Raw genomic sequence first — 23734 nt, forward strand, 5'->3', positions numbered from 1 at the left:
ATAATAGCTAAAGACTGAAAAAGATATGGAGAGAACGCCATGATTGAAATGAAGGATGTAATGAAGAAGTACTCAAATGGTACGACCGCTATCCGCAATCTCTCGATTGTCATCGAACAAGGAGAGTTTGTCTATGTGGTTGGTCCGTCTGGAGCCGGTAAATCTACATTCATCAAATTGATGTATCGAGAAGAAAAAGCTTCAAAAGGAACTTTGAACGTCGCAGGTCATGATCTAATAGCAATCAAAAACCGCGAAGTTCCTTATCTACGCAGAGAAATCGGCGTGGTGTTCCAAGACTATAAATTATTACCAAGAAAAACAGTATATGAAAATGTTGCGTACGCTATGCAAGTTATCGGCAGAAAACCTCGAGATATCAAAAAACGAGTAATGGAAGTGCTGGACCTTGTTGGTTTGAAACACAAAGTTCGAGTCTTTCCTAGCGAATTATCCGGTGGGGAACAGCAACGTGTCTCTATTGCTCGGGCAATCGTGAATACGCCTAAAGTACTTATCGCGGATGAACCGACAGGAAATCTGGATCCAGAAAACTCATGGGAAATCATGAAATTATTAGATCGGATCAATGCCCAAGGAACTACTGTCGTGATGGCTACACATAACAGTACGATCGTAAATACGATTCGGCACCGAGTAATTGCTATCGAAAACGGCCGCATTATTCGAGATCAAGCGGAAGGGGAATATGGATACGATGATTAGAACCTTTTTCCGCCATTTATTAGAAAGTATCAAGAGTTTGAAACGTAACGGCTGGATGACAGTTGCTTCAGTCAGTGCGGTAACGATCACGTTGACTTTAGTCGGTGTATTCATGGCAGTTATCATGAATGCAACTAAATTAGCTCAGGATATAGAAGGAAACGTTGATGTATCTGTATTCGTAGATATCGGTACAAAAGACGAAGAGATGAAAAAGCTAGAAAAAGAATTGAATGACTTAGATCATGTTAAAAAAGTTGAATTTTCAAGCAAAGAACAGGAATTGAAAAAAATCCAAAACGAAATGGGTGATTCCTGGAAATTGTTTGAAGGTGACAATAACCCGTTATATGATGTGTATGTAGTAAGTGCTACTGATCCTTCTTATACAAAACAAGTAGCAGAAGAAGCAGCAGATTTGAAGAATGTTTCTCGTTCTGATTACGGTGGAGCTTCCTCAGATCGGATTTTCCAAATCGCTGGTGCAGTTCGGACATGGGGATTAGTTGCAGCGGCATTGCTGCTGTTCGTAGCGATGTTTCTCATTTCGAACACGATTCGGATCACGATTTTGTCTAGACAGCGTGAAATTCAAATCATGCGTTTAGTCGGTGCAAAAAATGGATATATTCGCTGGCCGTTTTTCCTTGAAGGTGGCTGGATCGGTCTGATCGGTGCGATTCTTCCGATTTTGATCATCACATTTGGTTATGCATGGTTTTTCCAATTGATCAATCCATCATTATTACGTTCCCATTATTCATTGATTCATCCACAAAATATCGTTTGGAAAATCAATCTTTTAATGGTCGGCATTGGTGTGATCATTGGTTCACTTGGCTCGATCATTTCTATGAGACGTTTCTTGAAATTCTAATACCACAATATAAATAAAATGAGAAAGTTGGACAGTTTCGTTCCAGCTTTCTTTTTTTATTGGCTAGGAGAATAGAAGGAAGCGGCTTTTTTTCCTTTACTTTAAAAAATAACTTGGGTATTCTTAAGTTGGTAGAAGAAGAGGTGAAGCCGTGAAAATTATCGTTGACAATTTTTTTACGATCCTTTTGATTATGAATATTTTGCTTTCCTTTATCATCGTTTTTCGAGAAAGAAAGGAAACTGCTCAAACATGGGCATGGCTGCTCGTTTTGATGTTCATTCCAGTTGTAGGATTTATTTTATATATTTTTTTAGGAAGAGGGATTTCCAAAGAGAAAATCTTTGATTTGAAGATCCAAGGGAAAATCGGTAAGAACCTGGAAATTGAAGAAGACAAACAGGCATTGATGCGAGGGCTTTATCCTCATCCGCCTACTGGACAAGTAGATGTGAAACAATTGATCTATATGCTCACGGTATTTGAAAGTACGCTCTATACGACTAAAAATGAAATCACTTTATTTACAGATGGTCGTGAAAAATTCGATGCGCTGATTGAAGATATCAAGCAAGCAGAAGACCATATCCACTTCCAGTATTATATTTATCGCAGTGATGCATTAGGTGAAGAAGTTCGAGATGCATTGACAGAGGCGGCAAGACGAGGGGTAAAAGTCAGAGTCCTTCTTGATGCATGGGGTTCCACACAAGTTTCTTCCAGCTTTTTTCAGAATTTGAAAAAAGCAGGCGGAGAAGTCGCATTTTTCTTTCCTCTATTTGTTCCGTATATTAATCCTCGGATCAATTATCGCAATCATCGTAAAATCGTAGTTATTGATGGGAAAATCGGATATACAGGTGGGTTCAATGTTGGAAATGAATATCTAGGATTGGTAAAGAAATTTGGTTATTGGCGAGACAATCATTTGCGTATTTACGGAGAAGCGGTGTATACCTTGCAAAACCGTTTTTTGATGGACTGGAATTCTCAGCATACAAAAGAAGTAGGCTATTCTCCCAAATTTTTTCCGTCCATTCACACTACTGGTGATATAGCTGTTCAAATCGTGACAAGCGGACCAGATACCGAACATGAACAAATCAAAATGACTTATTTGAAAATGATTTCGTTAGCCAAACGGGAGATATTGATCCAAACGCCTTATTACATACCGGATGGATCGATTCATGAAGCACTGAAGTTGGCTCTTCTTTCAGGCGTAAAAGTTCATATCCAAATACCTAACAAACCAGATCATCTTCTCGTTTACTGGGCAACGTATTCTTTCGCTGCAGAGCTGATCGAGTATGGAGCAAGGATCGAAACATATGAGAATGGATTTATTCATGCAAAGACGATGATTATCGATGGTGGCATTGTTTCAGTTGGCTCAGCAAATATCGATGTTCGTTCATTTCGCTTGGACTTTGAGGTCAATACACTGATTTATGATGAACGAATGGCTTCACGTGTAAGAAAAGCTTTTTTTGAAGACTCGAAAATTTCTACGCATCTCACAAAAGAAATGTATGAAAACCGAGGAATAATCATCAAGATGAAAGAAGGATTAGCAAGATTGATTTCGCCGCTCCTTTAAAACACAAAAAGGACATGAGAACCATCAACAGATGGAGATCTCGTGTCCTTTTCTAACGGGGCCATTTCTGAGAGTACGTCAGAAATGGAGAAAGCGTCTCGCATGAGCGAAATTAACTTTGGGGTATCTCTTGTTTTTTGGGGAAAGCAAGAAATAAGCTAATATATGCTATTAAAAGAGACACATTTCAAAGCCAGTATAGCATAGAAATTTTTAATGAGATAGTTTTTTTACAATTATGAGAATTTATTTTGTTATTTAATGATTTTGATCCGTTTTCATCAAGTAATGAAAATGATAAAATAAACATACTTTAGGATTAAAGGAGATTTCTAATGAAAAAACTTAAATTATTCTTACCAATAATAGGATTAGCCATTCTTTTATCAGGCTGTTCAAAGTGGATTGATCGAGGAGAATCCATTACGGCTGTTGGCTCTTCTGCTTTACAGCCTTTAGTAGAAACAGTTGCTGAAACTTACCAGACAGAAAATCCTGGAAAATTCATCAATGTACAAGGGGGCGGAAGCGGAACTGGTTTGTCTCAAGTACAGTCAGGAGCAGTCGACATCGGAAACTCTGATTTGTTTGCGGAAGAAAAATCGGGGATCGATGCCTCAGCATTAGTCGATCATCGAGTAGCAGTTGTTGGGATCACTCCTATTGTGAACAAGGATATTGGCGTAAAAGACATCAGTATGGAAAACCTGAAAAAACTATTTACAGGCGAGATCAAAAACTGGAGTGAAGTCGGTGGAAAAGATCAGCCAGTAGCTATATTGAACCGCGCTTCAGGAAGCGGAACCCGTAGCACGTTTGAAAAATGGGTATTGGACGGAGAAACAGCTGTTCAGGCACAAGAACAAGATTCAAGCGGAATGGTGCGCCAGATCGTTGCCGACACACCCGGTGCAATCAGCTATGTTGCTTTTTCTTATGTTTCCGATGATGTAGATACGTTGAATGTTAACGGTGTAGAACCGACAGATGAAAATGTGACAACGAACAAATGGACGATTTGGGCATATGAGCATATGTACACAAGAGATCATCCAAAAAAACTGACAAAAGAATTTTTAGACTATATCTTATCTGATGAAGTACAAGATAACATCGTTGGAGAACTAGGTTATATCCCTGTTTCTCATATGAAAGTCGAACGTGATTGGCAAGGAAATATCGTTAAAGAGTAATCTTTACACAAAATTTACAAACTTAGCTAAACTTTTACATGTTATTAAAACCAAATTGATGTTCAATTTGTACACTGAGTGAGTATGTTAAACCTGATTAAGGGGGAGTCATCTGTGGAAGATGTGAAAAAAGTATTATTAACAAAATCAAAACGTTCAAAAATGGAACAGCGTGGAAAATTCATCAGTTTTTTATGTATCGCGCTGATCGTGTTGGTTGTATTATCTATTTTTTATTTTGTAGCTAGTAAAGGATTGGCCACCTTTTTTACTGATAAGATCAATGTATTTGATTTTCTGTTTGGTACAGATTGGAATCCAAGCCAAATCGGAGCAAATGGGAAACCAATGGTAGGGGCATTGCCTATGATCACAGGTTCGTTTATTGTGACCTTTTTATCTGCTATCGTTGCCACGCCATTTGCCATTGGTGCAGCAGTATTCATGACGGAGATCTCTCCTAAAAACGGAACGAAGATCTTACAGCCGGTCATCGAGCTGCTTGTAGGTATTCCTTCTGTCGTTTACGGTTTTATCGGTTTATCAGTTATCGTGCCTTTTGTCAGAAGTATTTTTGGCGGGACAGGGTTTGGTATCTTAGCTGGTACATTTGTGTTGTTCGTTATGATCTTGCCGACTGTCACAACGATGACTGTTGATGCATTAAAGGCAGTACCACGGCACTATCGGGAAGCTTCATTAGCGCTTGGTGCCACAAGATGGCAAACAATCTACAAAGTCGTGCTACGAGCAGCCGTGCCCGGGATTTTAACAGCAGTCGTTTTTGGTATGGCTCGTGCGTTTGGTGAAGCCTTAGCTATCCAAATGGTCATCGGTAATGCAGCATTGATGCCAACAGGACTTACTACTCCTGCTTCTACATTGACGTCCATCTTAACAATGGGAATCGGAAATACAATCATGGGAACAGTTGAAAATAATGTGTTATGGTCATTAGCGCTGATCTTGCTATTGATGTCATTATTCTTTAATATCGTGATCCGTATGATTGGGAAGAAAGGAGAGCTGAAATAATGAACGCAAAACGCTCAGATAAAATTGCTACAGGTGTTTTATATGTAGTTTCGGGGATCATCGTATTGATTTTAGCAGCTTTACTACTTTATATCTTAGTTCGGGGAATACCGCACATTTCATGGTCCTTCTTGACCGAACCTTCCAAAGCCTACCAAGAAGGCGGTGGAATCGGGATCCAGCTATTTAACTCGATTTATTTGCTTTTGATCACGATGCTCATCAGTTTTCCTATTTCTTTAGGTGCGGGTATCTATCTTTCAGAATATGCTGGAAAAAACTGGCTAACAGATGTGATTCGCACGTCGATTGAAATCTTGAGCTCATTGCCTTCTGTCGTTGTCGGTTTATTCGGTTTCTTGGTTTTCGTTATTCAATTCCAGTATGGTTTCTCGATTATTTCTGGTGCATTGGCTTTGACTGTATTCAACTTGCCTCTTTTGACTAGAACAGTTGAGGAGTCTTTACAAGCGGTCCATTACACACAACGAGAAGCAGGATTGGCCTTAGGTTTGTCACGCTGGGAAACAGTGATAAAAGTGGTGATTCCAGAAGCGACACCAGGGATTTTGACTGGTGTGATCCTAAGTTCTGGAAGAATTTTTGGTGAAGCAGCTGCATTGATCTATACGGCTGGACAAAGTGCACCTGCGTTAGATTTTACGAACTGGAATCCATTAAGTGTTTCAAGCCCGATCAGCATTTTCCGTCAAGCTGAAACATTAGCTGTCCATATTTGGAAGATCAATACAGAAGGCACGATGCCTGATGGTGTTTCTGTTTCGGCTGGCGCTTCTGCCGTGTTGATCATTGCTGTTTTACTGTTCAACTTCGGCGCTCGTGCGATTGGCAAACGATTATACCAAAAAATGACTTCAGCCTAAGGAGAAGAAGCAAAATGAAAAAATATAACTGGAATGAAACAAATGTCATCACCATGCCAAAAGAGAAAGAAGTAGCACTATATACGGATGATCTACATGTCTGGTATGGCGACAATGAAGCAATCAAAGGAGTGGATCTGGAATTTGAAAAAAATAAGATCACTGCACTGATTGGTCCTTCCGGCTGCGGAAAATCTACGTATCTTCGTTCGTTGAATCGAATGAATGATGGGATCGCTAATACGAAAATCACTGGGAAAATCATGTATCAAGGCGTAGATATTAATGCGCCTCAAGTGGATGTTTATGAGATGCGCAAACGGATTGGCATGGTTTTTCAACGTCCTAATCCGTTCAGCAAGTCGATTTATGACAATATTACATTTGCTTTGAAACAGCACGGCGAAAAAAACAAAAAGAAATTAGATGAAATCGTTGAAACAAGCTTGAAACAAGCTGCCTTGTGGGACCAAGTAAAAGACAGCTTGGACAAAAGTGCCTTGGCTTTATCTGGTGGGCAACAGCAACGTTTATGTATTGCTCGTGCGATCGCGATGAAACCTGATATCTTGCTGCTAGACGAGCCGGCAAGTGCTTTGGACCCTATTTCGACAGGAACGGTTGAAGAAACACTTGTAAACTTGAAAGAAGACTATACGATCATCATCGTGACGCATAACATGCAACAAGCAGCTCGTATCAGCGACTATACTGCCTTTTTCTATCTAGGAAAAGTAATGGAATATGACAAAACTAACAAGATATTTACCAGACCAAAAATTCAGGCAACCGAAGATTATGTGTCCGGTCATTTTGGTTAAGACGGAGGCCTCAACATGACAAAAGAAATTATTTCATCTAAAGATCTTCATCTGTATTATGGAAAGAAAGAAGCACTAAAAGGGATCGATCTAAGTTTCAATCAAGGGGAAATCACTGCGATGATCGGTCCTTCTGGTTGCGGGAAATCCACTTATCTGCGTTCTTTGAACCGGATGAATGACCTGATTCCGAATGTAACGATCACCGGAAGTGTTTTATATAAAGACAAAGACATCTATGGTCCAAAAACAGATGTTGTTGAACTAAGAAAAGAAATCGGCATGGTATTCCAGCAGCCAAACCCATTTCCTTTTTCTATCTATGAAAATGTCATCTATGGATTGAAATTAAAAGGGGAAAAAGATAAAAAAGTCCTTGATCAAGTAGTTGAAGAAAGCCTGAAGGCAGCGTCTGTTTGGGATGATGTGAAAGACAAATTGCATAAAAGTGCTTTATCTTTATCCGGCGGGCAGCAGCAGCGTGTATGTATCGCACGTGTTTTGGCAGTTAATCCGGAAATCATCTTATTGGATGAACCAACAAGTGCGCTTGATCCTGTTTCTACTGGGAAAATCGAAAGTATGCTGTTAGAATTAAGAGAGCGGTATACGATGATCATCGTGACCCATAATATGTCTCAAGCTTCACGTATTTCAGATAAGACGGCATTCTTTCTAGATGGTCACTTGATCGAATACAATGATACGAAGAAGATATTCATGAATCCAGAAAAACAAGAGACAGAAGATTATATTTCAGGTCGATTTGGATAAGGAGGAAACGGAATGCTACGTACACAATTTGAAGAAGAATTGCTGAATCTCCATAATCAGTTCTACGAAATGGGGATGATGGTGAGCAGCGCCGTGCACAAGTCAGTTCGTGCATACATCAAACACGATAAAATCTTAGCCCAAGAAGTTATCGAAAACGATATAAATATCAATAACATGGAAACACGCTTGGAGAAGAAAAGTTTTGAAATGATCGCATTGCAACAGCCAGTTACAACTGATTTGCGTATGATCATTACGGTCATGAAAGCTAGCTCGGATTTAGAACGTATGGCCGATCATGCGGTGTCTGTTGCTAAATCCACGATTCGCGTAAAAGGGCAGACGAGAATACCGGAAATCGAAAAAGAGATCTCCGATATGTCCGATTATGTGAAAAAAATGGTGGACAACGTCCTAGTTGCTTATGTCAAAACAGACGAAAAAGACGCACGTACGATCGCCAATATGGATCAAAGAGTCAATGACTATTTCAATCGAATCTATAATGCAACAATCAAAAATATGCAGGAAAATCCTGAGACAGTCATCAGTGGAACAGACTACTTGAATGTTGCCAGTTATCTAGAACGGATCGGAGACTATGTGACAAACATCTGTGAATGGATCGTCTACTTGGCTACAGGGAAAATCACTGAGTTAAATACGAACCACAATGAGATTTTCTAAACTGAAGCTGTGATTCTGCCGTTTGTTTAGGAAAAGAGGTTGTGAAATCAGCGGTTGTGAAAAAGCTGTTCTGCATCAAGTAATAAGAACAGTCAAACAAAAAATAGCTCCTCCTATTTTTCGTTTGGCTGGACTTATTACCGCAGATGCAAGCTTTTAAACACCGTTTATTCGGGAAAGGGTTTGTGACAAAACATGTCACAAACCCTTTTCATCATTTCATAGAAAGGATAAAGAATGCAAAAAAAAATTAGCATCATCACTATATTTTTTATTTGTGTGCTTACTTCATGGGTTATTCAGCATCAAGCTGCTTTATATGAAGTACCTGTCATCGAGATCGAAAAAGTACGAATAAAAGAGGATCATCAATTGATTACAGGAAAACTGATGAACACGGATCAAAAAGGAGAATCGATTTATTTATCGGTTCCTTATCAAAAAAATCAAATAGAAACAGCAAATATAAAAGCGAGACAAATGTATCTAGTCCAAATGCATGGAGATGAATGGCAGCTAGTAGCAAAAAAAAATGATGGCTGGCTTTTCTTCTTCACAAGTATCTTCATTGGCGCCATGTTGCTTATTGGCGGAAAACAGGGTCTATTTGCTTTAGGAAGTCTCATCATCAATATCGTTTTACTTTTACTTTTGTTGCTCATCTTTACTAAAACAGAAGGGATTTCTCTATTAAATATATCTATCCTGTTCGTCGTTATAGGGATGATTATTAGCATATTGGCTTTAGATGGATGGAATAGAAGCAGTATAATCAAAATTTCAGCTGCGGTTACGAGTGTTTTTTTAGCATTTTTTATTTGTCTTTTGACAATGAATCATTGGAAAGGCCAAGGACTGCGCTATGAGGAACTGAATTATCTGACACGACCGTATCGTTCTGTTTTTCTTTCTAGCGTACTGATTGGAACAGCTGGAGGAACACTCGATACCGTTATCATAGTCATTGCGACATTAGAAGAATTGACTAAGCGACAACCAGAAATAACAGCGAAACAGTTATGGCTTTCAGGAAGGCAAGTGGGTCGAGATGTGATTGGCTCGGTGACCAATATCCTTTTGTTCGTCTATATCAGTGGGTCAGTTCCATCGCTTCTTTTATATTTAGGAAATCAATGGTCATTCAAAGAAACGATAGAACAGCATTTATCATTGGAATTTTTACGCGTCATTGCTGGCAACTTAGGAATAGTATTATCGATCCCTGTCTCGGTCCTCTTTTTTCTGACTGTAAGGAGGCTGAAACGATGAATGTACTTATTATACTTGTTGGGATTTTAGCAATCAGCGTGCTACTTATTGGCGGTACGCAAGGTATGTATATTATTTTAGGCTTATTCATCAATTTAGGGATCTTTTTCCTGTTGTTATTCGGTTATCATCAGAAGTGGCCGATACTGGCATTGTCGGTCATAGGATTTTTATTGATTGCTGTGGTTATCTTATTTTTTATCAACGGTTATAATCTAAAAATGCGTGCAGCTTTTGTGAGTATACTGATCTTTTTATTTTGTTTCCTACTATTGCTTCCTATCACTGATTTTTTAGCGATCCAAGGTTTTACATCGGTAGAACTAGAAGAATTATCTGGCTTAGATAAGACTTTAGCGATTGATTTTAGATTACTTACGAGATCGTTGCTTCTGATTAGTCTTAGTGGTGCTGTTTTAGATGCTAGTGTAGCAATTTCTAGTGGGACATTCGAAGTATATCAGGCAAATCCGCAATTATCTTTTTACCAATTGCGCCATTCTAGTTTCGCTATTGCTAAAAAAATATTGGCGTCAACAGTAATGACACTTCTTTTTGCATTCATGGGAAGTTCTTTAGCGTTGATCCTCTGGTTTATTGATTTAGACATTCCTTTTCAGCAAGTGATCAATGAAAAATCATTTGTTCTAGAATATACGATGGCTATTCTTACCACATTGTCCGCACTACTTGTTCTTCCTTTAACCTGCATGACTACAGCATATCTCTTTACAAAAAAGAAAGAACAACTCAAGATGGAGTAAAAGTTACAACTTAAGTCCTATGACATTTTTACTGAATCAGTGCATAATATGGATGTAAGGAAAAGCTTGCAAACAATTTTGCTTAAGGAGGCAATTTCCATGAAAGAAAGAGAACGTATTTTAGATTTAGTGAAAAAAGGAATCCTTTCGACTGAAGAAGGCTTAGATTTATTAGAAAGCATGGCAACTGAAAAAGACGAAAAGCAAATCAAAAAAGAAGCAGACAAGGTAACTGCTAGTCATAAAGAAAAAGATCAGGCAAGTCAATTGATCGATAAACTTGAAAACGGCGAAGAAGAAATTTCTGAGCCAGTTGATCCAAAGGAAAGAGAAAGACAAGATCAAGAAAACTTAGAAAAGATCTTAGATGAACTAGCAACTGAAGTGAATAAAACTTCGGCGCGTCTAGATGAAGTAAATGCTCAATTCGCTGACAATAAGGCAGCACGCAATGAGAAACAGGAAGCATTGATGCAGCTGAATACAAAAGAAGAATTAGGCGAGTTGACAGAAGAAGAATTAGCACAGCGTCAGACGTTAGAAGCAGAAATCAAAGAGTTAGAAGCTAGTGGCGATACACTGTTAGAAGAACAATTGAAATTAGAAGCAGAATTAAAAGATATCCGTAAGAATCAATGGTCTGAGAAAAGAGAAACGTTTACTGATAAGTTTGAATTGCCAGATGATTGGAAAGATCAAGCAACAGATACACTGAATCAAGTAGGCGAAAAAATGTCAGAAGCTGGATCACAGTTAGGAAAATTCTTGAAGAAAACATTCCAAACTGTTTCAGAAACAGTGAATGACAACATGGAATGGAAAGATGTCAGCTTACGTGTCCCTGGGATTGCGACAACGAAATTTGAGCATGAATTTTACTATGAAGCTCCTGCAGCAAGTATCCTTGATATCAAGGCAGCAAACGGAAACGTGACGTTAAAAACGTGGGACAGCAACGATGTGAAAGTTGAAGCTAAGATCAAACTTTACGGAAAAATGGGTGCTAAACCATTTGAAGCATTCTCTGAACGGAGCCAGATTGAGGTTAATGAAGATCATATCTCCTTCCAAATTCCAAATAAACGTGTGCGTGCAGACCTTGTTTTCTACTTACCTAAACGAGTATACGACCACGCAGCTATTAAACTTCTAAATGGCAACATCATGATTGAAACATTGGAAGCTAAAGATATTTATACAAAATCTACGAATGGTAACATCATCGTGGACCAATTAACTGCAACGATGCTGGAAGTAGAAGGTGTAAACGGCAATATCGATATTCGAAACGGGAACATCTTAGATTCTATTATCGAAACAGTAAATGGTACAGTGACATTTGGTGCGACAGCAGAAAATCTTTCTGTGTCTTTAGTAAATGGTGATGTACGTCTTACGATTAAAGAAGATAATTTGAAAAAAATAGAAGCAAGTTCAGTGAACGGAAATGTCAAAGTCGCTTTACCAGATAGCATCGGTTTGGAAGGACATGCTAAAACAAGTCTTGGAAGTATCAATAGCCGTCTGTCCAATTACGAAGTAGTTCGTGAGAAAAAAGAACGGACAAACCAAATGTTGCAATTCCGTCGTGTTTCAGAGGGTGAAATCGCGCAAGTGCAACTTTCAACGACAACAGGAAGTATCTATTTAAAAGATACAGATAAATAAAGAGGTTGTGAAAGAGATGTTCAGCCTTGAGCAATAAGAAGCGATTTTGTAAAATAGCTTCCCCTATTTTACAAAATTGTGCCTTATTGCCGATAGGCTATCTCTTGAACACCGTTTACCAAGAGATTATGAACTTGCCACTTATCGCCGAGTCACAAGGAATAATTTCAGAAAAAGCTCGTCACGTTTTATGAATATGGTAATTTGTGACCGAGAATTTTGCAGAGAGACACCGATTAAGAAGAAGGTTGTCACAACGATTTTCTTCATTTAAAATAGTAGAACAGAGGTGAGACATGATGAAAAAAAAGTTGACAAAATCCAATAAAAATGTTGTTTTGACAGGGACTTTAGCAGGAATAGGAGAATACATCGGGATTGATCCGACTGTTATCCGTGTGCTTTATGTATTCCTGAGCTTAGTTGCTTTTGGAAGTCCAATCATTTTATACATTTTATTAGCTTTGATTATCCCATCGGCGCGTTCTGCACGAACAAACTATGGACATAACAATGCATATTATGAAAAAAACAATTATCGTGAACAAACTCGTGAACAAACAAAAAAACGCAAAGAAGCGGAAAAAATCGATGATGACGAATGGAGTGACTTTTAATGTCGTACTTTCAACGTATTTTAGTTAATACGTTAACATTCATATCATTGGCTGTTCTTTTTCCTGCGATGGTCCATGTAAGCAGTATTTGGACGGCCGTTCTTGCCAGCTTCGTATTGTCTGTGTTGAATATGTTTGTCAAACCGATTTTGACGATACTGTCCCTGCCCTTTACATTAGTCACATTGGGTTTGTTTACGTTTGTTATCAATGCAGCGATTCTTAAAATGACCTCCTTTTTTGTGGGAGCAGAACATTTTAGTTTTTCTTCATTCGGTGCAGCGTTGTTAGTAGCTATCTTGATGTCGCTTGTCAATGTAATTGTCAGCGAACATAACAGTAGAAAATAAAAGAAAGCTGTGCCGAACTATCGGCGCAGTTTTTTTATTTAGAATCAGGAATGCGTTTTCTATTACATTGGTAATTAAATAAAAACGTTTTTTTTAATTGGTAGTACTTTTGGCTAGACAATGATAAAATGATAGAGAACACTCTAATAGAAATGAGGTAGCATGAATGTCAGAAGTTGTAAAAGTTAGCCAATTAGTGAAAAAATTATCTTTGGAAATCGTGACAGGCGACGAGAAAAGCTTAGACCGTGTCATCGTAACTGGGGACATCTCACGCCCAGGACTAGAGTTGACTGGTTATTTTAATTATTATTCCCATAATCGTTTACAGCTATTTGGCAGTAAAGAAATCAGTTTTGCGGAACGGATGATCCCAGAAGAGCGTTTGATCATCATGAGAAGATTATGTAGTGAAGATATGCCCGCATTTATTATTTCAAGAGGATTACCAGCTCCAGAAGAAATGATCCAGGCAGCAAATGAAAATGGGATAGCTGTACTGCGTTCTCCCATCTCAACTTCTCGTTTATTAGGAGAATTATCCAGTTATTTAGATGGTCGCCTTGCCCCTCGAACAAGTGTCCACGGTGTTTTAGTGGATGTTTACGGATTAGGTGTACTGATTCAAGGTGATAGTGGGATAGGAAAAAGTGAAACAGCGTTGGAGTTGATCAAACGCGGTCATCGATTGATCGCAGACGATCGAGTAGATGTCTATCAGCAAGATGAATTAACGGTGATCGGAGAACCGCCTAAAATCCTGGAACATCTGATTGAAATCCGAGGAATAGGGATCATTGATGTAATGAATCTTTTTGGTGCGAGTGCGGTACGTGGCTCTATGCAAGTCCAGTTGGCTGTTTATCTGGAAGCATGGGCAAAAGATAAGAAATACGACCGTCTGGGCTCTGAAGACACGACCGTTGAAATCGCGGAAGTGGGCATTCCACAAATAAAAATCCCTGTCAAAACAGGACGAAACGTTGCAATCATCATTGAAGTAGCCGCGATGAATTTCCGTGCACGTACAATGGGCTTTGACGCAACGAAAACATTTGAAGAAAGATTAAGTCGCTTGATTGAAGAAAACTCAGGCAACGACTAGCAAGGAGTGACAATATGTTAGCACAAATCAATCGAGTTGCTTTTGAGCTTGTAGGGATTCCTATCTACTGGTATGCATTGATCATCGTATCAGGTATCATTATCGCCATGTGGCTTAGCAGCAGAGAGGCTGTTCGGGTAGGATTAAAAGCAGATGATGTGACAGATTTTATGTTGTGGGGATTGCCTATCTCCATTATTGGCGCTCGCTTATATTATGTTTTATTTGATCTTCCCCAGTATATAGCTGATCCAATCCAAATATTCAATATCCGTTCAGGAGGCTTAGCTATTTATGGCGGACTGATTGCAGGCGCGATCACGCTGTATTTTTTTACTAAATATCATTTTATTTCTTTGTGGACTTTTTTAGATATCGCTGCACCAAGTGTATTATTAGCACAGGCAATCGGTCGTTGGGGAAATTTCATGAACCACGAAGCATATGGACCAGACACGACGCGAAGCTTCTTAGAAAGTCTGCATTTACCGCAATTCATCATTGATAATATGTATATCGAAGGGATCTATCGTCAACCAACATTTCTTTATGAATCACTTTGGAGTTTTATTGGATTTATTTTGCTTTTGTTTTTACGAAAGAAACCACACCTTTTGAAAAAAGGCGAAGTCCTTTTATGTTATCTAATGTGGTATAGTTTCGGGCGTTTCTTTATTGAAGGATTACGTACAGACAGTCTTTACTTTTTAGGTGTGATCCGTATTTCTCAATTATTATCTGCTGTGTTATTTGTCGGTACATTGATTCTATTTATTTGGCGCAGAAAAAAAGGAAATTTACCGGATTATGACCGCTCATTAGGAAAAAATCAACAAATTATCTGATTTTTAGAGCGTAAAAAATGAAAAAAATTTCAGGAGTGGTAAAATGAATTATAGAGTAGCGGTTTTAGGACCAGGCTCTTGGGGTACTGCTTTGGCACAAGTCCTCGCCGAAAACGGACATGACGTTCGGATTTGGGGACATCGTGCTTCACAAGTAGAAGAAATCAACACCCAACACACGAATCAACGTTATTTACCAGATCATTATCTACCCGATTCCATCCAAGCATTCACCAATATGGAAGATGCAGTAAAAGATGCAGATGCGGTGCTATTCGTCATTCCAACGAAAGCAATACGTTCTGTTGCAAAAGAACTAGTGCCTAAATTGAATACAAAGCCAGTGATCATCCATGCAAGTAAAGGATTAGAACAGGGAACACATAAAAGGATCTCTGACATCTTGTTAGAGGAAATCCCAGCAGAAAAAAGAAAAGCTGTTGTTGTTCTTTCTGGACCAAGCCATGCAGAAGAAGTAGCGAAACATGACATCACTACGATCACAGCTGCAAGTACAGATGCAAAAGCAGCAAAATATGTACAAGAGCTGTTCATGAATAACTATTTTCGGATCTATACCAATCCTGATGTGATCGGTGTAGAGATGGGGGCAGCTTTGAAAAATATTATTGCTATTGGTGCTGGCGCTATTCACGGCTTAGGGTTTGGCGATAATGCAAAGGCAGCAATCATGACGCGCGGATTAGCTGAGATCAGCCGTTTAGGTGTAGCAATGGGTGCCAACCCGCTGACCTTTATCGGATTAAGCGGAGTAGGCGATCTAGTCGTTACTTGCACAAGTGTTCATTCTAGGAACTGGCGCGCAGGCAACTTGTTAGGACAAGGGCAGCCCCTAGAAGAGGTGCTAGCCAATATGGGAATGGTCGTTGAAGGTGTGAATACTACCCAAGCAGCGATGGAACTAGCCCAAATGATGGAAATCGAAATGCCCATCACTCAAACAATCTATGAAGTGCTGTATGAACAAAAAGAAATCAAAACAGCCGCAAAAGAAATCATGTTACGTGATGGGAAAAAAGAAAATGAATTCTCATTAACAATTTTTTGAAGGAGCGAATGTATATGAAAGTCAAAAAAGCAGTTATTCCAGCAGCAGGATTAGGAACAAGATTTTTACCAGCAACAAAAGCTATGGCAAAGGAAATGTTGCCAATTGTTGATAAACCAACAATCCAGTTCATCGTTGAAGAAGCGTTGAAATCAGGAATCGAAGACATCTTGATCGTTACAGGAAAAGCTAAACGACCAATCGAAGATCACTTTGATTCAAATATTGAATTAGAAACAAACCTAAGTGAAAAAGGAAAGACCGAATTATTGAAATTAGTAGAAGAAACGACAGATGTCAATTTGCATTTCATCCGTCAATCTCATCCAAAGGGTTTAGGACATGCCGTTCTTCAAGCAAGAGCCTTTATTGGAAATGAACCATTTGTCGTTATGCTAGGCGATGATATCATGGAAGACGAAGTACCATTGACACAGCAATTAATCGATGATTACGAACGTACTCATGCTTCTACGATCGCCGTTATGCAAGTTCCTCATGATGAAACTTCAAAATACGGAATTATCAATCCAGGAGAAGTATTGGAAGATGGGTTATACAATGTCAAAAACTTTGTTGAAAAACCAGATCCAAGCAAAGCACCAAGTGATTTAGCTATTATTGGACGTTACTTATTGACTCCAGAAATTTTTGATGTATTGTCCGAGCAACAACCAGGAGCCGGAAATGAAATCCAACTAACTGACGCAATCGATACATTGAATAAAACACAACGTGTATTTGCCCGTAAATTCACAGGTAAACGTTACGATGTCGGTGACAAATTTGGTTTTATGAAAACAAGTATTGAATATGGTCTAACACATCCAGAAGTAGGTGCACCTTTACGTGAGTACATCCTGTCTTTAGGTAAAACATTAGAAGCAGAAGGAAGCAAGATCGATCATAATCCAAAAGGAATAACAGAAATCAAAGAAGAAAAGAAAAAATAACCCTTTTTTCTAACGAGCTTCAGCTGCTAATTGAATAAAAAGTAGTTGAAGCTCGTTTTTATTTGTTTAAAAAACACGAAAATGCTATCCTTATAGAAAAGAGAGACAAGAAGGGAGTTTGATCATGTCAGGAGGAGAAATTGCAGGATTGATCGCAGCAATCGCCTTTGCGATACTTGTCGTTTTTATCGTTCGTGTGTTGTTGCAAGTTTCTAAAACTTTAGAAAAAGTAGATCAGACTGTAGCAGAAGCAAATACGACGATCGAAATCGTCACAAAAGACGTAGATCTTTTGTCTAGACAAGTAGAAGGCTTACTGGTCAAAAGTAATGAACTGCTCTTGGATATCAATGGAAAAGTCGCAACGATCGATCCATTGTTCACAGCAGTTGCTGATTTAAGTGAAAGTGTATCAGAACTTAATCATTCTAGTAAAAACATCGCGACGAAAGTCGGCGGAATCGGTAAAACGACAGCTAAAGCGACGGTTGCCGGAAAAGTCGGTGGGACAGCGATGAAATTTTTTAAAAACAAAAAACATACTGAAACGACAGGAGGAAAATAAAAATGGCTAAAAAAGGTGGATTTTTATTAGGTGCAGTAGTCGGAGGCACAGCCGCAGCAATCGCCGCGTTATTGTTAGCACCAAAATCTGGTAAAGAACTTCGGGATGAATTAGCTGCCCAAGCGGATGATTTGATGGATATGGCTTCAGATTACACAGATATGGCGAAAGAAAAATCGACTGAGTTAACAGGTATTGCAAAAGAAAAAGCGCAAGATCTTTCTCAACAAGCAGGTGATCTAGCAGGTAGTGTCAAACAAAAAGTAAGTGAATCAGCAGATGAAGCAGGAAGTGAATCTGACGATATCTTGTTAAATCTTAAAGAACAATCAGCTGACTTATCTAATCGTTTCAAAAAAACGGCAGAAGATATGAAAAAACCTGCAGATGAATTAGGAAGTATTGCTAAAGATACTTCAGAAGATATCATGATTGATGTAAAAGACGCTGCTGGTAAAGCAGGAGACACTGTCAATGAAGGAATGTCAGAAGCAAAACCAGTTGCAGATGACACAAAAGAAATGATGAAAATGGCAAAAGAAGATGCGAAAGAAGCTAAAAAAGAAATAAAAGATACAATGACAGATTCATCTACAAATCACTAAAATCACAAATTTATAGAATAAAAAGGTGGGAGCGGACTAGCTCTCACCTTTTTTACTCTTATTTTTCTAAAACAAGTAATTCTTTTGGTGTAGTCGTGAATGGCACACAGCCATCGCTTGTCACATATACACAGTCTTCGATACGTACCCCTACTTTTTCAGGAATATAGATTCCTGGTTCAAGAGAGAAGCACATCCCTTCTTCGATTACTAAGTCATTTCCTTCTACAAGGGAAGGGAATTCGTGGACGGTTGTTCCGATCCCGTGACCTAAACGGTGATTGAAATATTCGCCGTAGCCATAGCTGTTGATCACGTTTCGTGCGATTTGATCAAGTTCACCTGCTGTCACACCTGGACGGACGGCTTCTTGTGCGGCAAGCTGTGCTTCAAGAGTGATGTTGTAGATTTTTTCTTGGAAGTCGGTTGGTTTTTGATAAGCAATTGTACGAGTAGCATCACTGCAATAGCCATTCCAAACAACGCCAAGATCGAATAACACAAGTTCATTCGGTGAAATCTTCGTGTTTCCTGGTGTACCATGAGGGCTTGCAGCATTTGCTCCTGCAAGGACTAATGTGTCGAAAGACATTTGTGAAACACCTTGTTTTTTCAATTGGTATTCAATTTCTGCAATGATCGCTTGTTCAGTCACGCCTTCTTTCACTGCTTTAAAGCCAATCTCAAATGCAACATCGGCCCATTTACCAGCTTCGATCAGTTTATCTTTTTCCTCTAGAGTTTTAATCAGTTGTAGACGTTGGATGATGGAAGTTAGATCAGTGTAAGAATCCGTTCCCGTCAAGATATCAGAGATAGCATCGAAGCGATCGACAGTCAGAGCATTCTTTTCAATCCCTACATTACCAGGTTGCCCATAGCGTGCGCGAAGCTCTTTTCCGATGATCTCCCAAGGGTTTTCGCTGTCTAAATAGCCACGGACATCATACGCCCAACTACTGTTTTGAGCATCTTCAACTTCCAAAGCAGGAGTGAAAAGGAAAGGATCTTGTTCAAGAGGGATAAAAAGAGCTAGTACACGCTCATGAGGATCACTTTCGTATCCGGAAAAGTAAGCGATGTGGCCAGGGTCGCTGATATAAGCCAATTCGACTTGGTGTTGTGCCATCCATTGACGTAGTTCATTGATTTTTACGTTATTCATTTGGCAACCTACTTTCTAAATTAATTTTGTATTCAATAATTGTACCACTGATTTATTAAAAGACCAACGTTCTAAAAACTGAAAAAAGTAAAAATTTTCATGAAAACAGAGATAAAACGGTTGCAATTCTTGAGATTATTTGATATTCTATTTTAGAAATGTAAGACGTATTTTCAGAAAACATATAAAATATGAATAGGAGAACACAAATGGAAAAGCAAACAATCACTATCTATGATGTAGCGAGAGAGGCAAATGTTTCGATGGCTACTGTTTCACGTGTCGTAAATGGCAATCCAAACGTCAAACCAGCAACAAGAAAAAAAGTCTTGGAAGTTATCGATCGCTTGGATTATCGTCCAAACGCAGTTGCGCGTGGCTTGGCAAGTAAGAAAACAACAACAGTTGGGGTAATCATCCCTGATGTCAGCAATATGTTCTTTGCTTCTTTAGCACGTGGTATCGATGATGTGGCAACAATGTACAAATACAATATTATCTTAGCAAATTCAGATGGTAACGACCAAAAAGAAGTCAATGTATTGAATAACTTACTGGCTAAGCAAGTGGACGGCGTGATCTTCATGGGTCACCATATCACAGACGAAATCCGTGGAGAATTTTCACGTTCAAAAACTCCTGTTGTATTAGCTGGCTCTATTGATCCAGATGAACAAGTAGGTAGCGTAAACATTGATTATGTATCAGCAACAAAAGATGCAGTAAACAAATTGGCAAAAAGCGGCAATAAAAAAATCGCTTTTGTCAGTGGTGCGTTGATCGATCCTATCAATGGACAAAATCGTCTGAAAGGCTATAAAGAAGCATTAAGCGAAAATAACCTACCATATAGCGAAGGATTGATCTTTGAAGCACAATACAACTTCAAAGATGGCCTATCTCTAGTCGATCGGATCCATAATAGCGGTGCAACAGCTGTCTATGTTTCAGATGATGAATTAGCCATCGGTATTTTGGATGGTTTATTAGACCGTGGCGTGAAAGTACCGGAAGAATTCGAAATCATCACAAGTAACAATTCACTACTGACAGAAGTAGCTCGTCCTCGTTTAACAAGTATCACACAACCATTATACGATTTAGGGGCGGTATCTATGCGCCTATTGACAAAAATGATGAATAAAGAAGAAGTCGAAGAAAAAACGATTATCTTGCCTTATGGAATCGAAGAAAAAGGATCTACAAAATAATAAAAGGACAACCATTCAGAGGTTGTGAGCCTGCCGTTTAACTCTACGTTACAAGGAGCAATTTCAAAAAACAGCATCTCATGTTTGATGAATATTGTGACTCGTGATTCGGAGTTGGCAGGAGAACACCGTTTATTCGGGAAAAGGGGTTATGACAAAATTTTGTTATAATCCTTTTTTTTGTCTTAAAAAAGAGAGAAAGTGGTTGAAATTACATTTATCGTATATAAAACAATCCGTGTATAGATGCTGCATTATATTCACCACCATCAAAAAAATAAGGGACTGTGACAATACTATTGTCACAATCCCTTATTACTGTGTATTCTATTAAATCAATCATCTTTCTCATCTGATTCTTTGGTTGCTTGATTCGCTCTTGCATAAGCTGAAGCGGTGTTCCAGTAATCTGTATAGTTTTCATCGGTACCGCCAACACCAAATTTAAAGGCGCTTTTCTTCGGTCCATTTTTCGCCCATAGCGATTCAACTGTTTTTCCTGGTGTTTGGATGGATTTTTTATTGACAGTAACTTTTCCAGGTGTTTGACCAGTAAATCCAGATACTTTTTTCTTCATCACATCAGATGATAATTCGAATTTCTCATCAGTGCCAAAAATGTCAGGTTTTGCTTGGTAAGCTTGATTGATCAGATTGGCAAGATAATTAGCCGAACGAATCCTTGCTTTGCTGTCCATTCCAGTATTGTCATCGTGCCCTGCCCAGCTACTGATGGTAATAGACGGAGTAGAGACAATTAGCCATGAATCTCGGTATTCATTGGTAGAACCAGTTTTTCCGACCCAATCTGCTTTTCCTAGATTTCCGTTTAAGCTTGAGATGGCATCTTTGAATGGTGTAGTGATTTTTGCATTGATCACACTGCGCATCATGTCATTCATGATCGATGCCGTTGCTTCCGAATAGATCCGGACAGAGTTGCTTTCGTGTTTATAAATTACATTTCCTGCGTTATCTGTGATGGAATCGATGATATAGCCTTCTTCATAGACGCCGCCGTTTGCTAAAGCCTGAAATCCATTGGTCTGTTGAAGCGTCGTGACATCTACTGTACCTAAAGGAGCAGATTCAACGCCCCAATTGTCATTTGCCGGGTAGTTCATCTTTGCCAAGTAGTGCTCGTAAGCATATTGTTTCGATCCACCGGAATTCAACACATCTTGATATAAGTGATAAGCTGGGATATTGTTGGACCATTCTAGTGACTCACGGACGGTTTGGAAGGTGTTCGATCCTTCGTTAGTAGCATTGACGATTTTCTCGCCAGCATTTTCTCCTTCTTGCCAAGTTGTTGCATAATCTGATACACGGGATTCTGATCCGATAAGCCCCATGTCGATTGCAGGTCCGTAAATAAGAACTGGTTTGATTGATGAGCCAGCTTGACGTTCTGTATCGAAGGCATGGTTATTTTGATTCTGACTGTAATTCCGTCCGCCAACGAATCCGTAGATGCGGCCAGTTCTGTTATCCATCAATACATTTCCGGTTTCTACTTGACTGCCAGCACCATCATCTAACATGTATCCATAATTTTCTACGCCATTTTGCAATGCAGCATAGACATCTTTATCGATTGTCGAATGGATTGTATATCCTTTATTTTGGATCGTTTGCTGTGCCTTTTGATAATAAGCGTCACTGATCGATGAATCAGACATATCAGCGTTGTCTTTTTCAGCCAATTGTTGTGCAATGATTCTTGTTGCTTCATTCATCACAGTATAATACAAGAATTCTCTGTCAGTCTGTTCTGCGATTTGTTGTGGTAGAAAGTCTTTTGTAAGGTCATAGGCTTTTGCTTCTTCGTATTGTTCTTTCGTAATTTGGCCTTCACGATACATACTGAATAAAACAAAATCTTTTCTGGCAAGGCCGGCAGAAAGATCTTCTTTTAGCGCGCCTGTGTTCGTGTATGGACTATACGTGATCGGGCTTTGGGGTAATCCAGCGATGTAAGCAGCTTGCGGCAGTGTCACATCTTTTGCATCTACACCAAAGATTCCTCTTGCAGCTTCCTGGACTCCAGCAATGTTTTGTCCCTTATTATTACGACCAAATGGTGAGACATTCAAATACGTAGCAATGATCTCATCTTTTGAAAAGTATTTTTCTACTTGTGCAGAAAGAATGATCTCGTTTGCTTTACGTTTGAATGTTGTTTCATCTGTAAGGATCTGCTGTTTGACTAATTGCTGTGTCAAAGTTGATCCACCAGAAGAGCCAATACCAGTAGCTTCAGATACTAATGCTCGTAAAACAGCTTTAGGAACGTAACCTTGGTGTTTATCGAAGTATTCATCCTCTGTGCTGATAATTGCAGTTTTCAATAAAGGTGAAATTTTATCAGATGAAATAGTCGTGCGCATCAGATCTGTCTGGATTTTTGATATCTCTGTATTATCTGCATAAACAATCTTTGACGTTTCTGTAATGTTTCCTAGTTCTGTCTGCAGTGCTTTTTTAGTCGGCAATTGTGTGTCTTCGACGAGATAGGCAAAATAGCCAGCGCCTATTCCAATACCTAGAGCTGCGAACATCAAAAGAAGAACAGTAATAAAAACAGTCAATGATTGAAAAACTCTAAAAATAATCTTAGGAACAAACCATTTTTCTTTTTTTCTTCTATTCTGTTTTTTTCGAGTATTTTTGCGTGGCAAAAGGGTCACCTCAACTAATGGTTTTATTTCGCTAATTATAGCAAATAATAGAACAAAAAAACAGACAAGGCTGTTTTTGGCAGGAATTTCTTTTTTAAAGGAGTTAAAACGTGAGAAAATGATCTTTTTTATAAAAGAGTTCTTAAGCTTTTCTTTAGAGAAAATTTCAGTTACTATGGAGAACAGGGCAAAGAAAAATCAATCATTTTCTTTGTATATCATCTTACCAATATATAGGAATTGTTAATAACAATTGCCTTTCAAGGA

23 protein-coding genes are annotated in these 23734 nt (G+C 38.8%); 21 read left to right on the top strand and 2 right to left on the bottom strand.

The genetic code is table 11. The features are described 5' to 3' along the window. Positions 1-39: 39 nt before the first annotated feature. From ftsE to MKX69_RS03960, 20 genes are all read left to right on the top strand, one after another. Entirely contained in the window at positions 40-726 is a 687-nt protein-coding gene (gene ftsE, locus MKX69_RS03865; protein WP_002292768.1) for a cell division ATP-binding protein FtsE, read from the top strand. Further along, on the top strand, positions 719-1603 hold the full coding sequence (ftsX, locus tag MKX69_RS03870; protein ID WP_002294981.1) for a permease-like cell division protein FtsX: 885 nt from the start codon (positions 719-721) through the stop codon (positions 1601-1603). The genes ftsE and ftsX overlap by 8 nt, the downstream gene beginning before the upstream one ends. A gap of 151 nt (positions 1604-1754) precedes the next feature. Next, entirely contained in the window at positions 1755-3203 is a 1449-nt protein-coding gene (cls, locus tag MKX69_RS03875; RefSeq protein ID WP_002327364.1) for a cardiolipin synthase, read from the top strand. A 335-nt stretch (positions 3204-3538) separates the two neighbouring features. Beyond that, a complete protein-coding gene (locus tag MKX69_RS03880; RefSeq protein ID WP_341008872.1) occupies positions 3539-4396 on the top strand; it encodes a phosphate ABC transporter substrate-binding protein PstS in 858 nt (285 codons plus the stop codon). A gap of 114 nt (positions 4397-4510) precedes the next feature. Continuing rightward, complete coding sequence (gene pstC / locus MKX69_RS03885; RefSeq protein ID WP_002292761.1) at positions 4511-5431, top strand: phosphate ABC transporter permease subunit PstC; 921 nt, start codon at positions 4511-4513, stop codon at positions 5429-5431. Further along, positions 5431-6315 (top strand): phosphate ABC transporter permease PstA, encoded by an 885-nt coding sequence (gene pstA, locus MKX69_RS03890; RefSeq protein ID WP_341008874.1) that lies wholly within the window; start codon positions 5431-5433, stop codon positions 6313-6315. Before pstC ends, pstA begins: the two co-directional genes overlap by 1 nt. A 14-nt stretch (positions 6316-6329) precedes the next feature. Further along, positions 6330-7136 carry a phosphate ABC transporter ATP-binding protein PstB gene (gene pstB, locus MKX69_RS03895; protein WP_002289486.1) on the top strand — a complete coding sequence of 269 codons (807 nt, stop codon included), beginning with the start codon at positions 6330-6332 and terminating at the stop codon, positions 7134-7136. 15 nt (positions 7137-7151) lie between these two features. Next, positions 7152-7910 (top strand): phosphate ABC transporter ATP-binding protein PstB, encoded by a 759-nt coding sequence (gene pstB, locus MKX69_RS03900; protein WP_002289489.1) that lies wholly within the window; start codon positions 7152-7154, stop codon positions 7908-7910. Positions 7911-7922: 12 nt separating this feature from the next. Beyond that, positions 7923-8600, top strand: a complete 678-nt coding sequence (gene phoU / locus MKX69_RS03905; protein WP_002289490.1) for a phosphate signaling complex protein PhoU — start codon at positions 7923-7925, stop codon at positions 8598-8600. A 237-nt stretch (positions 8601-8837) separates the two neighbouring features. Next, positions 8838-9869, top strand: a complete 1032-nt coding sequence (locus MKX69_RS03910; protein ID WP_445666850.1) for a YibE/F family protein — start codon at positions 8838-8840, stop codon at positions 9867-9869. Continuing rightward, entirely contained in the window at positions 9866-10633 is a 768-nt protein-coding gene (locus MKX69_RS03915; RefSeq protein WP_341008878.1) for a YibE/F family protein, read from the top strand. The genes MKX69_RS03910 and MKX69_RS03915 overlap by 4 nt, the downstream gene beginning before the upstream one ends. A gap of 99 nt (positions 10634-10732) precedes the next feature. Next, positions 10733-12301, top strand: coding sequence for a daptomycin-sensing surface protein LiaX (liaX, locus tag MKX69_RS03920; protein ID WP_341008880.1), 1569 nt, complete (start codon positions 10733-10735; stop codon positions 12299-12301). Between the two features lie 296 nt (positions 12302-12597). Beyond that, positions 12598-12918 (top strand): PspC domain-containing protein, encoded by a 321-nt coding sequence (locus MKX69_RS03925; RefSeq protein ID WP_002294972.1) that lies wholly within the window; start codon positions 12598-12600, stop codon positions 12916-12918. After that, positions 12918-13268 (top strand): phage holin family protein, encoded by a 351-nt coding sequence (locus MKX69_RS03930; RefSeq protein ID WP_002289566.1) that lies wholly within the window; start codon positions 12918-12920, stop codon positions 13266-13268. The genes MKX69_RS03925 and MKX69_RS03930 overlap by 1 nt, the downstream gene beginning before the upstream one ends. 166 nt (positions 13269-13434) lie before the next feature. Then, complete coding sequence (gene hprK, locus MKX69_RS03935; RefSeq protein ID WP_002289568.1) at positions 13435-14373, top strand: HPr(Ser) kinase/phosphatase; 939 nt, start codon at positions 13435-13437, stop codon at positions 14371-14373. 14 nt (positions 14374-14387) lie between these two features. After that, on the top strand, positions 14388-15218 hold the full coding sequence (gene lgt, locus MKX69_RS03940) for a prolipoprotein diacylglyceryl transferase (RefSeq protein WP_113841081.1): 831 nt from the start codon (positions 14388-14390) through the stop codon (positions 15216-15218). A gap of 43 nt (positions 15219-15261) precedes the next feature. Then, positions 15262-16287, top strand: a complete 1026-nt coding sequence (locus MKX69_RS03945) for an NAD(P)H-dependent glycerol-3-phosphate dehydrogenase (RefSeq protein ID WP_002325060.1) — start codon at positions 15262-15264, stop codon at positions 16285-16287. Between the two features lie 14 nt (positions 16288-16301). After that, positions 16302-17240 carry a UTP--glucose-1-phosphate uridylyltransferase GalU gene (galU, locus tag MKX69_RS03950; RefSeq protein ID WP_002289574.1) on the top strand — a complete coding sequence of 313 codons (939 nt, stop codon included), beginning with the start codon at positions 16302-16304 and terminating at the stop codon, positions 17238-17240. 124 nt (positions 17241-17364) lie between these two features. Next, complete coding sequence (locus MKX69_RS03955) at positions 17365-17805, top strand: DUF948 domain-containing protein (RefSeq protein WP_002289575.1); 441 nt, start codon at positions 17365-17367, stop codon at positions 17803-17805. Between the two features lie 2 nt (positions 17806-17807). Beyond that, positions 17808-18410, top strand: coding sequence for a YtxH domain-containing protein (locus MKX69_RS03960; protein ID WP_002294968.1), 603 nt, complete (start codon positions 17808-17810; stop codon positions 18408-18410). A 58-nt stretch (positions 18411-18468) separates the two neighbouring features. Here the strand turns inward: MKX69_RS03960 and MKX69_RS03965 are convergent, their stop codons facing one another. Continuing rightward, positions 18469-19575, bottom strand: a complete 1107-nt coding sequence (locus tag MKX69_RS03965; protein WP_341008887.1) for an aminopeptidase P family protein — start codon at positions 19573-19575, stop codon at positions 18469-18471. 209 nt (positions 19576-19784) lie between these two features. Here MKX69_RS03965 and ccpA point away from each other — a divergent pair, with 209 nt between their 5' ends. Then, complete coding sequence (ccpA, locus tag MKX69_RS03970) at positions 19785-20786, top strand: catabolite control protein A (RefSeq protein ID WP_002291653.1); 1002 nt, start codon at positions 19785-19787, stop codon at positions 20784-20786. 335 nt (positions 20787-21121) lie between these two features. On the opposite strand, the gene MKX69_RS03975 is transcribed toward ccpA, so the two are convergent. Further along, positions 21122-23467 carry a transglycosylase domain-containing protein gene (locus MKX69_RS03975; protein WP_341008889.1) on the bottom strand — a complete coding sequence of 782 codons (2346 nt, stop codon included), beginning with the start codon at positions 23465-23467 and terminating at the stop codon, positions 21122-21124. Positions 23468-23734 lie beyond the last annotated feature (267 nt).

This window comes from Enterococcus sp. FSL R5-0957, from assembly GCF_038008005.1.
GTDB classification, from domain to species: domain Bacteria; phylum Bacillota; class Bacilli; order Lactobacillales; family Enterococcaceae; genus Enterococcus_B; species Enterococcus_B faecium.

Excerpts from the sequence above, each read along its gene's own strand:
- ftsE (WP_002292768.1), top strand. The coding sequence starts at position 40 with ATGATTGAAATGAAGGATGTAATGAAGAAGTACTCAAATGGTACGACC.
- ftsX (WP_002294981.1), top strand. The coding sequence starts at position 719 with ATGATTAGAACCTTTTTCCGCCATTTATTAGAAAGTATCAAGAGTTTG.
- MKX69_RS03880 (WP_341008872.1), top strand. The coding sequence starts at position 3,539 with ATGAAAAAACTTAAATTATTCTTACCAATAATAGGATTAGCCATTCTT.
- pstA (WP_341008874.1), top strand. The coding sequence starts at position 5,431 with ATGAACGCAAAACGCTCAGATAAAATTGCTACAGGTGTTTTATATGTA.
- pstB (WP_002289486.1), top strand. The coding sequence starts at position 6,330 with ATGAAAAAATATAACTGGAATGAAACAAATGTCATCACCATGCCAAAA.
- pstB (WP_002289489.1), top strand. The coding sequence starts at position 7,152 with ATGACAAAAGAAATTATTTCATCTAAAGATCTTCATCTGTATTATGGA.
- phoU (WP_002289490.1), top strand. The coding sequence starts at position 7,923 with ATGCTACGTACACAATTTGAAGAAGAATTGCTGAATCTCCATAATCAG.
- MKX69_RS03910 (WP_445666850.1), top strand. The coding sequence starts at position 8,838 with ATGCAAAAAAAAATTAGCATCATCACTATATTTTTTATTTGTGTGCTT.
- MKX69_RS03915 (WP_341008878.1), top strand. The coding sequence starts at position 9,866 with ATGAATGTACTTATTATACTTGTTGGGATTTTAGCAATCAGCGTGCTA.
- liaX (WP_341008880.1), top strand. The coding sequence starts at position 10,733 with ATGAAAGAAAGAGAACGTATTTTAGATTTAGTGAAAAAAGGAATCCTT.
- MKX69_RS03925 (WP_002294972.1), top strand. The coding sequence starts at position 12,598 with ATGATGAAAAAAAAGTTGACAAAATCCAATAAAAATGTTGTTTTGACA.
- MKX69_RS03930 (WP_002289566.1), top strand. The coding sequence starts at position 12,918 with ATGTCGTACTTTCAACGTATTTTAGTTAATACGTTAACATTCATATCA.
- hprK (WP_002289568.1), top strand. The coding sequence starts at position 13,435 with ATGTCAGAAGTTGTAAAAGTTAGCCAATTAGTGAAAAAATTATCTTTG.
- lgt (WP_113841081.1), top strand. The coding sequence starts at position 14,388 with ATGTTAGCACAAATCAATCGAGTTGCTTTTGAGCTTGTAGGGATTCCT.
- MKX69_RS03945 (WP_002325060.1), top strand. The coding sequence starts at position 15,262 with ATGAATTATAGAGTAGCGGTTTTAGGACCAGGCTCTTGGGGTACTGCT.
- galU (WP_002289574.1), top strand. The coding sequence starts at position 16,302 with ATGAAAGTCAAAAAAGCAGTTATTCCAGCAGCAGGATTAGGAACAAGA.
- MKX69_RS03955 (WP_002289575.1), top strand. The coding sequence starts at position 17,365 with ATGTCAGGAGGAGAAATTGCAGGATTGATCGCAGCAATCGCCTTTGCG.
- MKX69_RS03960 (WP_002294968.1), top strand. The coding sequence starts at position 17,808 with ATGGCTAAAAAAGGTGGATTTTTATTAGGTGCAGTAGTCGGAGGCACA.
- MKX69_RS03965 (WP_341008887.1), bottom strand. The coding sequence starts at position 19,575 with ATGAATAACGTAAAAATCAATGAACTACGTCAATGGATGGCACAACAC.
- ccpA (WP_002291653.1), top strand. The coding sequence starts at position 19,785 with ATGGAAAAGCAAACAATCACTATCTATGATGTAGCGAGAGAGGCAAAT.